Origin of the sequence: Candidatus Poriferisodalis sp. (assembly GCF_965208895.1) — a bacterium.
Taxonomy (GTDB): Bacteria; Actinomycetota; Acidimicrobiia; order Acidimicrobiales; family Poriferisodalaceae; genus Poriferisodalis.
Window position 1 is genome coordinate 4,204,784 of record NZ_OZ242363.1, and the last position, 14,658, is coordinate 4,219,441.

Annotated in this window: 10 protein-coding genes; 2 read left to right on the forward strand and 8 right to left on the reverse strand. The window is 62.8% G+C overall.

Features of this window, described 5'->3' with window-relative positions; translation table 11 throughout:
• Positions 1-79 precede the first annotated feature (79 nt).
• Together ACOGJB_RS18890 and ACOGJB_RS18895 are read right to left on the reverse strand one after the other, a co-directional pair.
• On the reverse strand, positions 80-460 hold the full coding sequence (locus ACOGJB_RS18890) for a type II toxin-antitoxin system VapC family toxin (protein ID WP_419838619.1): 381 nt from the start codon (positions 458-460) through the stop codon (positions 80-82).
• Positions 457-690 carry a ribbon-helix-helix domain-containing protein gene (locus ACOGJB_RS18895; RefSeq protein ID WP_419838620.1) on the reverse strand — a complete coding sequence of 78 codons (234 nt, stop codon included), beginning with the start codon at positions 688-690 and terminating at the stop codon, positions 457-459. Before ACOGJB_RS18895 ends, ACOGJB_RS18890 begins: the two co-directional genes overlap by 4 nt.
• A gap of 662 nt (positions 691-1,352) precedes the next feature.
• On the opposite strand from ACOGJB_RS18895, the gene ACOGJB_RS18900 reads away from it, so the two are divergent.
• Positions 1,353-4,631: a sacsin N-terminal ATP-binding-like domain-containing protein gene (locus tag ACOGJB_RS18900; RefSeq protein ID WP_419838621.1), complete on the forward strand. Its 3,279-nt coding sequence runs from the start codon at positions 1,353-1,355 to the stop codon at positions 4,629-4,631.
• A gap of 209 nt (positions 4,632-4,840) precedes the next feature.
• On the opposite strand, the gene ACOGJB_RS18905 is transcribed toward ACOGJB_RS18900, so the two are convergent.
• From ACOGJB_RS18905 to ACOGJB_RS18915, 3 genes are all read right to left on the reverse strand, one after another.
• On the reverse strand, positions 4,841-5,956 hold the full coding sequence (locus ACOGJB_RS18905) for an acyl-CoA dehydrogenase family protein (protein WP_419838622.1): 1,116 nt from the start codon (positions 5,954-5,956) through the stop codon (positions 4,841-4,843).
• Positions 5,957-6,057: 101 nt separating this feature from the next.
• On the reverse strand, positions 6,058-7,209 hold the full coding sequence (locus tag ACOGJB_RS18910; protein ID WP_419838623.1) for an acyl-CoA dehydrogenase family protein: 1,152 nt from the start codon (positions 7,207-7,209) through the stop codon (positions 6,058-6,060).
• Positions 7,210-7,364: 155 nt separating this feature from the next.
• A complete protein-coding gene (locus ACOGJB_RS18915; RefSeq protein WP_419838624.1) occupies positions 7,365-8,990 on the reverse strand; it encodes a flavin-containing monooxygenase in 1,626 nt (541 codons plus the stop codon).
• Between the two features lie 67 nt (positions 8,991-9,057).
• Between ACOGJB_RS18915 and ACOGJB_RS18920 the strand changes: the two genes are divergently transcribed.
• Positions 9,058-10,593: an amidase gene (locus tag ACOGJB_RS18920; protein ID WP_419838625.1), complete on the forward strand. Its 1,536-nt coding sequence runs from the start codon at positions 9,058-9,060 to the stop codon at positions 10,591-10,593.
• Here the strand turns inward: ACOGJB_RS18920 and ACOGJB_RS18925 are convergent.
• Genes ACOGJB_RS18925 through ACOGJB_RS18935 form a run of 3 tightly spaced genes read right to left on the reverse strand, consistent with a single transcriptional unit; the run spans position 10,569 to position 14,656 of the window.
• Complete coding sequence (locus ACOGJB_RS18925; protein WP_419838626.1) at positions 10,569-12,899, reverse strand: hydantoinase/oxoprolinase N-terminal domain-containing protein; 2,331 nt, start codon at positions 12,897-12,899, stop codon at positions 10,569-10,571. The genes ACOGJB_RS18920 and ACOGJB_RS18925 overlap by 25 nt on opposite strands.
• Positions 12,896-13,186: a hypothetical protein gene (locus ACOGJB_RS18930; protein WP_419838627.1), complete on the reverse strand. Its 291-nt coding sequence runs from the start codon at positions 13,184-13,186 to the stop codon at positions 12,896-12,898. Before ACOGJB_RS18930 ends, ACOGJB_RS18925 begins: the two co-directional genes overlap by 4 nt.
• Positions 13,187-14,656, reverse strand: coding sequence for an AAA family ATPase (locus ACOGJB_RS18935; protein WP_419838628.1), 1,470 nt, complete (start codon positions 14,654-14,656; stop codon positions 13,187-13,189). It lies immediately after the preceding gene.
• Positions 14,657-14,658 lie beyond the last annotated feature (2 nt).

Sequence of the window (14,658 nt, forward strand, 5' to 3'; positions counted from 1 at the left end):
AGCGTAGATGCGCCGCCCGCGAAGCGCTCGACTGGTCGCAACCGCTGCCCGCACCCTGGCGTAATTCAGCGGGGCTGGGTCACTGCCAAGCCAGCACCCGTGGTGCATGCGGCGCTGTCGTTGTGCGAAGCGACGCGAAATCGTCGACGTCCGAAGTCACGATGTCGTGGCCGATTCGCTCTGCCACCACGTAGAGATGTGCGTCGACCACGTCGGCGGTGCCCGATCTGCGAAGGGTTTCGCCCACCACGGCAACCTCGCCGGGCAGGAAGGGGTGCAGCGTCATTGATTGGAGCGCTCGTGCGAGTCGGGCTTGCCGGCTTCCGTTGCGCCACACCTGTGCAGCAACCGGGGAAGTTGTGTGGAGGGCATCCCCGTTGCGCTCAGCAGTCATCAAATACGCGTGGGCCTGTGTGGCGCCGCGATCGATCGCGATGAGGACGCCTGCGTCAAGGATCATCGGTTGTAGTAGCGCTGCTGCATCTCGGCAACCATGTCCTCATCGACCGGACCTGACTCGGCTTCCCAGTCACGCAGCAGCGACCTGAGCGCTACACGTTGTGCTTGTTCCTCGGCAAGCCTCCGGATGCCGTGCCTGATGACGCTCGATTGGTCGCCGTACTCGGGCACTAGCTGTGCCAGCAGGCACCGGTCCTCGTCGTTCAAGCGGATTGTGGTCGTCCCGTTCATGTCCGCAACGTAGCACGTTCGTAGCACATCTACTCCCGAGATTCCGGCCGATCGACTGATGTGTCGGCGTCGAGCGTCCTTAGCGATCATGGATCTCCAAGACCACCTCGATCAAGCCGTTTTGGCGCGCTCGGCGCGTCGCGTACTCAGATCGCACCATGCGAGATGAAGGTGCCACATCTGTTCGCACGCGAGTTGTTGGAATGTAACCCCGCGGCCATGGCGCCTCACCTTGCGATAGATCTCAAAGTCTCTGATGTCACACGGGAGTGTCTGACACTTCCCCTTCACGGCGCTTGAAGTGGCCCACTTGCAACATCCGGTGATCTCTCGGGAGGAGTCAGATGGATCCAACTGGGACCACTTGGCTTGGCGGTGGTGTTGCCGGAATGTTCCTTCGGGAGGTCCTGGCCCCGTCGCCGCGTGCACAGCCCCGGCCGTCGAGCCGCGGCGCGAGACGTGAGGGTGCATGCTGAATGCGGACTTGACCAGCCCGGGCGGGGAGCGGGTTCTGGTCAGGCCGCGACTGGCAGTGCTGACCATATGAAGCTAATCACATAGTGTGGTCGCTTGTGAATAGTGGCAGACTTGGAGGAAGCGGCACGAACACGTCGACGCCCGAGGTAGGCGCGAAGTTGTGATCTCAGCACGAGGCAGAATAGATGATTGACAAAGATCACATAAGATCGCAAGTACTCGTCGAGAACAATGCCCAGAGCATTCTCAACCACTTGAAAGAGCTTGAGTCCAACCGGGCCCGCATGCAGACCCGATGGATTTGGGAGCTTTTGCAGAATGCTCGTGATGCCTGCGATGACGGCGACACGCGTCTCATCGCCTCAGTCGAGTTGGGCGAGAATGAAGTCATATTTGAGCACAATGGACGTGGGTTCGCGATCAATGAGGTAGTTCGCCTCATCTACCATGGCTCCACGAAGGCAGAGGATGAAAACACAATCGGCCAATATGGCAGCGGATTCTTAACAACGCACCTCTTGTCTCCTGCCATCGATATTTCCGGACAGTTGGTTGACGGACAATCCTTTCAGTTCCGTTTGGAGCGTCCAAACAGTTCAGCGGCACTGCTTCAGAATTGCATGGAGGAGGCGTGGGAGGGCTTTCGACCATCAACGGTGAGCGCATCGGATGGTTTTAGTACACGGTTTCGATATTCGATCGACGACGATGGCCGTGGCGTAGCTCAGCAAGGAATCGCGATGTTGAAGAGATGCGCGCCGTTTGTTGTCGTCTTTAACCGCCAATTTCATCGTATAGATATCGCACTCGCTGAAGCTACGATGAGTTTCGAGGTCGTCGATCGAAGGCCTTTGCCTCGACAGGGGTTGCAACTGGTAACCGTGCGAGTTCACGAAAATGACGGCTTGCAAGAGTATCAGTATCTGGTCGCAGATGGTACAAATGTAGAGGTCGCTATCCCTATGCGGCAAGCCGAAGATGGATTGACCTGCCTGCCGTTAGGAAATACGCCACGACTCTTTCTTGGCTTCCCTCTGATAGGCACGGATGGCTTCAGCTTTCCGGCTATCATCAATAGCTTCGAATTCACGCCGACCGAGCATCGTGATGGCGTATACCTTGGACAAAATGATAACACAGCTAATCGAACGAATCAGTTGGCGATAGTAGAAGCTTGTCAGTTGCACCTTAATATACTGCAGTTCGCTGCTGAAGCTCAATCGAGACAGGTATACAGGCTAGCAAACGTCCCTCCGATTCTTGAGCAGTCTTGGTTCAATAGCAATTGGCTTCATCAAGAACTCAATCAGCTCATTGGCGATATCCGAGATACCGCCGCAGTTTGTAGTGGCGGCGGACCAATCACTCCTCGTGACTCTGTGTTACCGATAGCACAACAGGTTAATGGAGTGGAAGTACTTTGGGATCTAATGAATGGGGTCGAGGCACTCCGGGCGAGAATGCCAGCACGCAGCGAGGTCGCAGGATGGTGCGAAGCGGTTAGGAGCTGGGAGCCTTTCATGGGTTTGCCCCTAACATCACTCGACGAAGCATATGGAGGCGATGAACTAGCTCGTCATCTCGAAGATGTAGCAACAGGTCCGAATGCCCAATATGGAACCCTTGACAATCTTCAGAACGCACTTCACGAGGATGTCGTGGCTAAGGATTGGTTGAATCAGTTCCATGGCTTTCTCAGGGGTGACGCCCTTGATGAAGTGATTCGGAATCGCCAGATCGTTCCAGATCAGGCTGGTTATCTCGATAGGCTAGCTGACCTGTATCGGGACACAGGTGTTGACGATGAACTAAAGAATATCGCTGATGATTTTCTAAGTCTCGAGGTCAGAGCGAGGCTTCGTCATGCCCATTTCTCATTTCTTAGCGATGAGACAGGCAAGGGAGACTATGGAAACCAAGATCTAGCGCAAGAGATAGCAACCAAACTTCGTAAGCTCGGCGAAGACGATTCTGTCGGGACTGAACTCGTCGAAGCCGCGCCGCGGTTCTTGGATTGGGTAGTTGCCAATGAGCAATGGGCCTACTTGACTCGATTTCCCGCCTACTCCATCAAGTCTCGTGATGGCGATTCTAAGGTCCTCTGGTTAGATCCCCATGAACCCGACGACTCGGCAATACCTCTTGGTCCAACAGCGACTTGGGTGAAGGATCTTCAAGACTACACTGACTTGTTCCCGTGGCAGTACATCATGGCAGATGACTTTCTTGACAAGATGCCTAGAGAGGAAGCGTGGGTTGATCTCTGTCACGAAGGATACATACGGACCGATGCCGTATTCTGTAGCGATGAATCTGCAATACCCTTCCTTCCCGATGAACCGCTAGCTGAGGGTGAACATCGAGCCAAGGACCCAGTCCGTGTGACCGATGTGAGTTTTCTTACCAAGGAAAACTCGGGAGTTATGGAGCGAGTGCGTAGTAATCAAGGACGCGCCCAGCTATTTTGGCGATTCTTGACTGAATGGCTGGCTCCGCGAGATTCAGAAGCTCTCATACCTAGGGCAGTAGATTGCGAATGCGGCGACAAGCACCACTATTATCAGGCAAAATGGCTCATGCCAGTCGTGAATAATCGATGGGTCCCGCTGGGACGAGACACACGCGCCCAAGCGACAGCACAATCGCTTGCGAATCTCCTTAGAGATAGCGGGTGGACTCCTGATGTCTTAAGTGATCTGCCGGCTACTGCAGACTTCTTGCGGGCCATAGCCGTAACGCATCTTGACCTGATAAGGCACTTCATCGTTGACAATGACGAATCGCGCTCGGCGCTTGACGATGCTATGACCGAGATTCTTGTCTCAACCGGTGGGGACTTGAGGGCCGTACGCGAGTTCGTCGAGGATATGAAGACGGACGAGAATCTTCATGAGTATCTCGTAGAGCGGCGTGAACAAAGACGCGTTGTTCATGAGAATCAGCAGTTGGGTGCTCAGGTAGAGGATTTGGTGAGAGAGGGCTTGGAGAATAGGGGATTCGCGGTGCGGCGTACAGGGATCGGCTCGGACTTCGAGATTGATTATGATGTGATATACGACGAAGAAGAGATGGGCATCGAATTCACGCGCAATGGTGTGACTTGGCTTGTCGAGGTCAAGGCAACACGTGAGCAGAGCGTGCGAATGACACCTAGGCAAGCCAAAACAGCAGTGGACGAGGCGGACCGATTTCTCTTGTGCGTAGTGCCCGTCGGACGGAATTCTGGCAATGTGGACCAAGACCATGTTCTCGACAGCATGCGATTCGTTCAGAGCATGGGCCCGCGCTTGCGGCCTCTATGTGAAGGACTCGATGAGATTGAGGAGTTGCGCGGCGATGCTATGGCGGAGTCCGAAGAAGACATTCAGTTGGAGATTGATGCAGGACGGGCGCGGTTACGAATAGATGAATCCGTGTGGCAGAGCGGCATCGGCCTCGTGGATCTCATTTCCTGCCTCGCTTGAGGAGGGTGTGGCGACGCGTCGTCGAAGTAGCACTCAACCGCTTCGCGGATGTTGTCGCGCATTTCCTCGATCGTCTCCGCCTGGGTGTGAATGCCATAGCCAAGTGCGCTGGCGGAGAATCCGCCATCGACTTCGTCATCACTGACCTCGAAGATGATCTCGGAACTCGTCGGCGACATAGCCACCTCCCTACCGGCGCCTGCCACCAGTCACTGTAGGGCAGCGGTGCCCGAGGTGATGAGGGGGTACAGGCCGTCCGCGCCTATGCCGGTGGCCATGTCGCCGAGCACCGCTGACCAGTAGGCGTCTGAGCCGTATTCCTTTCGCCAGCTCCACAGCCGGCGACTGAAGTGATGCAGCGGGTACTCCTGCGTCATGCCCATGGCGCCGTGGGCTTGGTGGCAGGCCTTCGTGGCCCGGGCGGCTGCCTGGTTGGCGGTGAGCTTGGCTGCGGCGATCTCGAAGGGCGCGTCTCCGCGGGTGGCCTCCCGGGCAGCGATCTCGGCAGCCATGCGGACCAGCGCTGCGTCCTGCGCGGCCCAGACCAAGTGCTGTTGCACGGCTTGGAAGCGCGCCACCGGTCGGCCGAATTGGACCCGTTCGTTGGTGTAGCTGACGGTGAGCTGGCACATTTTCTCGATAGCGCCGGCCATCAGGGCAACCCTCGACAGGGCGCCGCGCTGGGCCAGCGCGGCCGCGTCGGCGCCGTCGGGCGCAGGCGCTGCCTGACCCGTTGCGCCGTCGAAGCGGACCGTGTCGCGGGGCTCGCCGGCCATGTTCGGCAGCGGCGAGACCTCACATTCCGATGTCGGCACTGCGATCACGGTCGTCTGGCCATCGCATTCGCAGACGCAGACGATCATCTCTGCGCTGCGGGCCCACGGGACCCGGTGCGCCTCGCCAGTCAACGTGGCACTGCCGTCGCCGGCCAACTCCGCTGAGCAGGCGCCGCCACCCGACCAGCCGTCATCACCGGCCCGAGGCGGGACGATCGTCACCAGACCGTCGGGGCGTTCGATGCCGGCTTCGGCCAACAGCCACCCGCCGAGGATGCCGTTCTCAGCAGCCGGGATCGGCGCCGAGTGGTAGCCGACCAACCGCAGCACCTCGATGGCCTCAGCGAGTGTGCCGCCTGAGCCACCAGCGTCTTCCGGCACTGCGATCAGGTCGAAGCCGGTCTCGCGGAACGCCCCCCAGATATCTGGTGCACCGCCGCTGTCCTCGGCAGCCTGGACTGCTTCGTGGGTGCAGAGCTCGCTGAACAGACGATCCGCTGTCTCGGTGATCAAATCGTCGACTACAACCGGCTCGGGGGCGGTGTTCACCGTCAGACCGGCAGTCTGTGTCGATGGGCCTGCCGTCAGACCGGCAGTCTGTGTCGATGGGCCTGCCGTCAGACCGGCAGTCTGTGTCGATGGGCCTGCCGTCATACCGGCAGCCCCTGGAGGCCTTTCGAGGCCACTGAGCGCAGGATCTCGATGGTGCCGCCCCGGATCGTATTGCCGGGGAAGGTCACCACGCACTGGGCCAGCAACCGCTCGAACAATGACTCCGACTCGGGCGAGTATTCCTCGTCGATGAGCTGCACCAGCTTCTCGACGACTTCCTGCTCGTAGCGGGTGCCCATCTCTTTGACCAGTGCCGACTCCACCGACGGCGCTTCACCCTCGTCGATCAGTCGCGCCACCGACAGCGACAGGTTCCTGATGCCCCACCAGCGAGCTGCCAGCTCGCCGAACAGGTCCGACACCGTGTCTTGCATCGGGGTGCCGGCGGCCTCGCGCAGCAACTGCTCCACCGTCGAGAACGGTGACAGCCAGCGGTCGGGCCCGCCGCGCTCATAGGCCATCTCGGTGGTGTTTTGGTGCCAGCCCATCCCCGGCTGGCCCACCACGTTGGTGTCGGGCACGAACACGTCGTGGAAGGTCACCTCGTTGAAGTGATGGCTGCCGTCGAGGAACGGGATCGGGCTGATCTCGAGCCCGGGGGAGCTCAGGTCGATCAGGAACTGCGACAGCCCGGCGTGCTTGTTGCCGTCCTCCATCGGTGCGGTGCGCAGCAGGCAGATGAACCAGTCGTTCATGTGCGCGTTCGACGTCCAGATCTTGGTGCCGTTGACAATCCAGCCGTCGTCGGCCCGCTCGGCTCGGGTCGACACCGAGGCGAGGTCTGAGCCGCTGTCTGGCTCGCTCATGCCGATCGAGAAGCCCAGCTCGCCCCGGCAGATCGGCGCCAGGAACCGCTCGCGCTGCTCATCGGTGCCGAACTTCAAGATCACATTGCCGGTCTGGCGGTCGGCCACCCAGTGATGTCCGACCGGAGCGCCCCAGCGCAGCATCTCCTCCACCACGATGAAGCGCTGCACGGCGGTGCGGTCGGAGCCGCCCCAGCGTGATGGCAGTGCCATGCCCACCCAGCCCCGGGCGGCCATCTTGGCCGAGAACTCCCGATCGTGGTCCGCAGCCATGCCCAAGCACGGCTCGTGGCTGCCGGGGGGCAGCTCGGCGGCCAGGAACTTGCGTACCTCGGTTTGGAGGTCGAGCTCCGGACCAGTCAATTCGGTGGGCGTGAATCTCATCGGCAGGTCTCCGCAGGATGGGTGCGATTAAGAGGTTGAGCCGGAGGCGAAGCCGTGGCCCGAGCGGCCCGTGAGCCCAATCGCATGCGGCATGGGGAACAAGAGCGGGAAACGACTGCCTGCACCGCGGGAAGGTTCACCACTTCGCGCACCTTCTATGCCAGGGCGAAGCCGCGGTAGTTGTCGGACGCCACGTCCTCGCAGATCTCAACGTAGGGCGGGAAGCCAGGAAGCGGCATGAACACTCGGGTCTTGCCGGGAATGTTTGCCCCCAGGTACCACGAGTTGCACGTCGGGTACAGCGTCAAGTCGGCCACAGCATTGACGTGGTCCACCCAGTAGGCCTCGGCGTCGGGCTCGGCCTCAATCGTGGTGGTGCTGCGCTCGCGCAGATCCACGAGGCAGCGGGCGATCCAGTCGACATGCTGCTCGATCGACGGGATCATGTTGCTCAGCACCGATGGGCTGCCCGGTCCCGACACGGTGAACATGTTCGGGAAGCCCGCCACGCCAAGTCCCAGGTAGGTGCGTGGACCGGCGTCCCAATGGTCGGCCAGCCGTACACCGCCACGGCCAGTGATGTTCATGCGCAGCAGCGTCCCGGTCATCGCGTCGAATCCCGTCGCGTACACGATCGCGTCGACCGGGTATTCGGTGCCGTCGACAACGACGCCAGCGGGCGAAATGCGCTCGATCGGCGTCGCGGACACATCGACCAGATGGACATGGGGCTGGTTGAACGTCTCGTAGTAGTTCGTGTCGAGGCAGGGGCGCTTGCAGGCGATGGTGTTGTGCGGGGTGAGCTTCGCGGCCATCTCGGGGTCATCGACGACTTCGCCGATCTTGTCGCGGACGAATTGGGCAACTCGCTCGTTCGATTCGGCATCGAGCACGACGTCGCCGAAGGCCCGGTAGAAGGTGAAGCCGCCCACCTCCCACCGCTCCTCCATGCGCTCGTTGAATTCCTGCTCGCCCAGATCCTTGGCGGCGTCTTCGATGTCGGGCAGTCGCTGCACCATGGCTGCGCGTTGGGCGAACATCTCGGCCCGCAGCTCGCGGTAGTTCTGCTTCCAGTGGGCCTGCTCGTCGGGATCGAGCGGCTGGTTGCGGGCCGGCACCGTGTAGTTCGGCGTGCGCTGGAACACCGTCAGCTCGCGGCACTCCGCGGCGATGACCGGGATGGCCTGCACGGCTGAAGAGCCGGTGCCGATCACGCCCACCGACAGGCCGCTGAAGTCGACGCCTTCGTGCGGCCAATTGCCCGTGTGAAATGTGGGTCCGGCGAAGGTCTCGGCGCCATCAAATCTGGGGACATTGGTGGTGGACAAGCAGCCGGTGGCCATCACCACGAAGCGCGCCCGGTACGTGCCCCGGTCGGTCTGCAGCACCCATCGGCAAGCATCCTCGTCCCAGTCGACCCGCTGGACCGTTGTCTCGAAGTGGATGTCTCGTCGCAGGTCGTACCGGTCGGCGACGTGGTTGGCGTATCGCAGGATCTCGGGCTGGCCGGAATAGCGCTCGGACCATTCCCATTCCTGTTCGAGTTCGGGGTCGAATGAGTAGGAGTACTGCATCGACTCGACGTCGCAGCGGGCACCGGGGTACCGATTCCAGTACCAGGTGCCGCCGACGTCGTCGGCCCTTTCGACCACCACAGCGTCGAAACCGAGCCCGCGCAGCGTGTAGAGCGCGTACATGCCGGCGAACCCGGCGCCTACGACCACCACGTCGTGGACGCTCGGCTCGTGACCGTTCGAGCTGACCCCATCCCCGGTGCTCATGGCCGGTCAGACTACCGATGCAGCCAGAGCGCAGCCCGAGGCTCGGCGATGTGTCACGCTCCGGGAGATGAGCGAGCCGTGCGAACTGTCTGCGACGCGGGCGCGGGAGCTGTTGGCAGCCCGGGACCTGTCGGCGATCGAGTTGCTGGAGTCCTGCCTGGCACGGGCAGATGCCACCGATGAGGCGGTCAATGCGCTCGTCATTCGTGACGACGAAGCGGCGCGCGCCACGGCCCGAGCGATCGACGACGCCCGTTCACGTGGCGACGAACTGGGGCCACTGGCGGGGCTGCCAGTGGCCATCAAGGACATCCAGGCGACTGCTGGGCTAACGACGACGTATGGCGCGGTGCCGTTTGCTAACAACGTGCCAGAGGCAGACGACGGCATCGTGGCACGGGTCCGTAACACCGGCGCAATCATCATCGGCAAGACCAACACGCCCGAGTTCAGCATCGGCGCCAACACCGTGAACCGTCTCTTCGGTGCCACCGGCAATCCGTTCGACCCTTCGCTGACTTGCGGGGGCAGCTCGGGCGGCTCCGCAGTCGCACTGTCGTGCGGGATGACGCCGCTTGCCACCGGGTCCGACCATGGCGGCAGCCTGCGTATCCCGGCGTCGTACTGCGGGGTTGCTGCTCACCGTTCCACGCCGGGCACCGTGGCCCACGACGAGCGCACGATCGGGCGCACCAACTACAGCGTGCAGGGCCCGATGGCCCGAACGGTTGCCGACGTCGGGCTGCTGCTGTCGGTGATCGCAGGGCGCGACCGGGCTGCTCGCTGCGATCCCATGGCCTTCCCGCTCGACCCGTCGGAGTTTGCCGAGCTCCCAGAGGCCGACGTCGGGAAGCTGCGGGTCGGTGTGAGCGCCGACTTGGGCGGATTGCTGGTGTCCGACGCTGTGCGGGGCGTGTTCGCCGACCGGGTCGAACGGCTGAGCGGCATCGTGGGATCAGCCGAAGAAGCCGATATAGACCTCAGCGACGCGCTCGATGTGGACTGGCAGCTTCGCTCGGACATCTTCGCCACCCAGTACCACCGCAGCATTCACAAGTTCGACCCTGACGCTGCGGGTCCCGATGCAAACAATCCTGACGGTGGATTCAACCCGAACATTCGAGCTACCTACGACGAGGCCCTGAGCACCACCGTGCTCGACATCGCCAAGGCCCGGCGACGCCAGGTGGAGCTGTACCGGGCGACCGATGCGCTGTTCGACAGGTTCGACGTGCTGATCTGCCCGGGGGTCAGCGTGCCGCCGTTCGACTGGCATCAGCTGTTCCCTGCCGAAATCGACGGCGTGCCCGTGCGCAACTACATGGCGTGGCTCGGGCTCTCCGCGGCATTGACCGTGGTCGGTCATCCCACCACGGCGCTGCCATGCGGGCGCGACGGCCAAGGCACGCCGTTCGGGTTGCAGCTCGTCGGCCCGAGTTATAGCGATCGGCGTCTGTTGGGCATCGCTGCTGCGCTCGAGGCTGCGTTTGGCGACGATCCGGTCATGACGCGCCCGGTTCCAGATGTCGATTGGCTGGCGAGCGTGCAGACCGCGTGCCGCAGCGAGGGCCGACTCGTTCACGCATCCGCACCGCCTAAGTAGGGGCGGCCGGCCGCCGTGACCCGAAGGGTGGCCTCCACGAAGAGTTCGCGCCCGTTGCTGGGGGCTGTGCGGGTCGCCCAGTCGACGGTGACCGTCGCGTTGTGGGCGCCTGCCGCGGCAGCCTCGGCCACAGCGGCCTCAGTTGCCTGGGCGGTCGCCCACTCTCGGGCTTCGTCGAGGCTGTGCCAGACCGGGGGGTCGTCGCCCCAGTGGGCCCGGTAGCTGCCGCGACGAGGCGCAGTCACCGTTATCTGTTTGGTGATGCGGACCCGGGCCACGGCTGCGCCGACTGCGTTGGCCACCTCGGCATGGGGCGGAACGACTGCGGTGGTGCCGAGCAGGGCTGCGACGAGCGGGGCATAGGTCGGCGCCGGGGCTCCGATCGCCACGATCGGCACCCCCACGCCAGCGTCGACGCGAGCCAGCGGCGCGTGATCCGTCGGGGGGCGTTCGCTCCGCGTCGCGTCGGCATCCTCGGTGATCGGGACGCTCGGCAGGGCGCTGGGTTCGAGCAATCCCCACAGCGGATTGACCGTGCGGGCGTCGTCGGGGTTGCTGATCGGATCCGCTGAGGATCTTGCCAGCTCGGCAAGTCTGCGGTTCAGTGCCGCTTGAGCGAGCGGTCGCCTGGTTTCGCTCGAGGCGACGCCGTCTGCGCCGAGCGCGACGCCGAGCAGCGCCTCAGCCGCGCCCCGCAGCACCGTGCGCATCACCCGGCGGGACACGTCCGCGGCACCGGCGCCGATCTGAACGCCGTAGCGGTCGCGCTGGCGGCTGAAGAGCTCGGCGCCGGCCCTGGCTGCTGCGGCGTCGCCCACGGCGTCGGCATCAGCGTCAGCCAAGCCGAGCACGACACAGGCGTCGGTCGGCGTCAGCGCGGCGCGGCGCACCTGGCCACTGCGTTCGAGTCGCTCGATCGCACTGCGCCAGCGAGCCGACCGCTTGAGGCTGTCCATGGGGAGTGCGCCGCCGCCGTCGTCGACGAGCCGCAGTATCTCGTTGTCGAGACCGTCGAGGTGCTCGCTCGACGCCGGTGTTACGGCCCTCAACAGGACCTGGCCGAACTCTGCGAGCGGCCGTTCAGCCTGTTGCTGACGTTCGAGCATCGGCAGGACGACGTGGGGGTGTCGCTGGGCTGCGGTGCACAACGGCACCACCCTGCGCGGCCCGACGGTGAGTTCGCCGAGGCTCCCGTCAGGCGGGATGCGGATCTCGCTGTCGCCGCCGAGACCCACCGTCACGGTCGGCAACGCAGTGACCATCGTGGCGTGGCCGCCCACGGTGGCCGTGTCGGCATCGTTGTTGCCGTCCGCAGTCACGACAGCGCCGTCGCGGACAGCGGCGATGTCGGTGGTAGTGCCGCCGGTGTCGACGACGAGGCTGGCGGCACTCAGCGAGTCGTGCCCCGCTGTCAGCGAACTCGCCAGATGGCGCGCTCCGACGACGCTGGCCGCAGGGCCCGACAGCACGGTCTCGATCGGGCGTCGGGCAACGAACTCTGCCGAGACTAAGGAGCCGTCGCCTCTGACCACCATGAGGCGCGCATCGAGTTCGAGAGCCTCCATCCCTGCTCGTATTGCTTCGGCGAAGTGGGCCGTGACCGAGATGAGCTGAGCATTGAGCAGTGTGGTCACGGCACGGCGCGGTCCGCCCAAGTTCGGTGACAACTCATGGCTGCAGGTGACGGGCTTGCCGGTGCGCTGCGCGATGGCATCGCGAGCTTCGAGTTCGTGGGCGGCATTGCGGACGCTGAATTGGGCGGCAACGGCGTACGCATCAACTGAGTCGTCGATGCGGTCGATGGCACCGGTGAGCTCGGCGATATCGAGCGGGTCGCGTTCGTCACCGTGGGCGCTGTGTCCTCCGCCCACGATGACGAGCGGTGCCGTCGCGAGGTTGCGGCTCATCTGCTCGCCGGCGCGCGAGTTCGATGTCTCGCTGATGCCCGCGGCTCCGGCGTGCAGCCCGACGCGAGCCAGGGTCTCAGGCTCGAATCCGATCGCCACCAAGCCGGCCGGTCTTACCGCACCCTCGACCAGTGCGTTGGTCGCCAGCGTCGTCGATACCGCCACCAGGCCGATGTCCGCAGCGCCGGGGGCGCTGGAGGAAGCGTCGCGGCCGTCCTCAAGCACGCTCGACATTGCTTCGACGATGCAGCGGTACAAGTCATCGTGGCGCGTCGGCGTCTTGGCTGTCGCGAGGACCCGATCAGCGCCGTGGTCGTACACCACGGCATCGGTGAAGGTGCCGCCGGTGTCGATGCCGAGACAGAAACGACCTGACGGCGTTCCGAGCGGTTCTGTCACCGCTGCAAGTGTGCCAGCGCTCCTCCCAAGACCGGCGAACGCAGCTTCGAGTCCTCTTTCGTGCGACCTGTGGATCGATAGTCGGCACCCGGGAGGTCGAGACGAAGCCGGGATTGACACGAGCAGCCGCCTTGATCGGTGATCGTCACGTTGCAGTCGCCGTCGACAAGCGTCGCCGAAGCGACCTCTTCGGCACCGTGCTCAAGCAGCCCGATGCGTGCCCTGCAGACGGCGCATGCCGCCTGTCCACAAGGCGCTACGCCTTCACCACCAATGCCGTCGGCCATTCAGTCGATGGCCGTGTCCAAGAGTGGGTTCGTCGTCTTCGTTGACTCGCTGTACAGCGCGTCCATCTCGTCGGTAAATGTGGCTTCGTCGATGCCGTCGACGGGATCGATGTCGATTGCCTCCCCGGTACACCAGCGCGACGACCGTCTGAACCGCATGGCCCGGACGCGGGATCGGTCGATGGCCAGGCTCGTCGTACCGGAAGGCGGCGTCTTGAGCCTCGTGAGTTCGCTCGCTCGAATGTGGTTATTGAGTTGTCCCACGAAGAAGTCGGAATGGGTTGTCAATATGACGGTCGCGTTCCCGAGAACGAGCTGCACAAGGAACGAGGCCATGCGTCGCTGCGCCGCAGGGTGTAGGTGGGCCTCCGGCTCGTCGATTGTCAGGCTGTCACCTGGCTCGAGATGGAATCGCAGCGCCAAGTGCAGTGCGGCGAGTTCGGAGAGCATGGCGGAGGCACGAGATATGGGGAATCGCCCCTCGGTGGTCGCAGCGACGATTGATTGCGCAGGGCTGTCGTGGTCGTCGATGTCGATACCTGCGCCGATGTCTTCCTCGAAGTCGTGAACGAATCGCGAGAACTTGGCCGACGACCTGGCATTTTTGTCGCTGTGCTTTGCAGACAGGAGGAGGGTGAGCAAGTCGGCTTCGGTTCCCGAGAGCAGGGATTTGTCGGCACGACGATCATTGGTGCGAGCGAGGCTTCGAGCCGCAGCACCGGAAAGCAGGCGATAGTTCTGAACGATGCCGGATCGCTCCGAAGGGAGATGGATGGCATTTCGGGGCCAGCTATCGAAGAGTGCTTCACGACCCTCCGAGAGAGCGAGCCGCCAACATGTATTTTCGAGATCTGCAACTGCCGAATCGACATCCTCCTTTCGCAATGGCCACAAGCCGGTGGCGAATTCCACGTTTTCCTCGCTGAGCAGGTGGGCAAGCCAGCCAACCGAACCAGGCGTCACGACGTCGACGGTGTCGGAATCGAATGGGATGCGCACTTCCCACTCGACTTCGGACTTCTTGCTTGAGAGTCCGATGCGGACGAACGAATCCGGAGCGAACCGACTGATCGTCCGACGCCGCAGTGAACTCGCCTCTGTGCCATACGCGTAAGCGATCGCGTCTCGCACCGCTGATCCGAAACCGGTCAGAATGTTCCTGTTGATGGTGTCGATCCACCTTCGCGTTGCTGGATCGGGCCTCCATGTGATCCACTCGTCAGACGGGTTCTTGCTGCCCAGCGCCCGAATGAGGTTCTCAACCAGCTTGCCGAATGGCTTGGGGATGTCGCCGACTTCAGCGCGCGGAGGCAGCGGATAACTGTATGAGGACTCCAGCGTGCGATGAAGCACCGTGCCGAAGAAGGTCTTTCCTGTGTTGTTGTCGCCGACGAGCACGTTCAGATCGGACAGCTCGATCTCTGCCGACTTCAGAGGGCCGAGGTTGTGCACTTCGACCGTGATGCTCATGA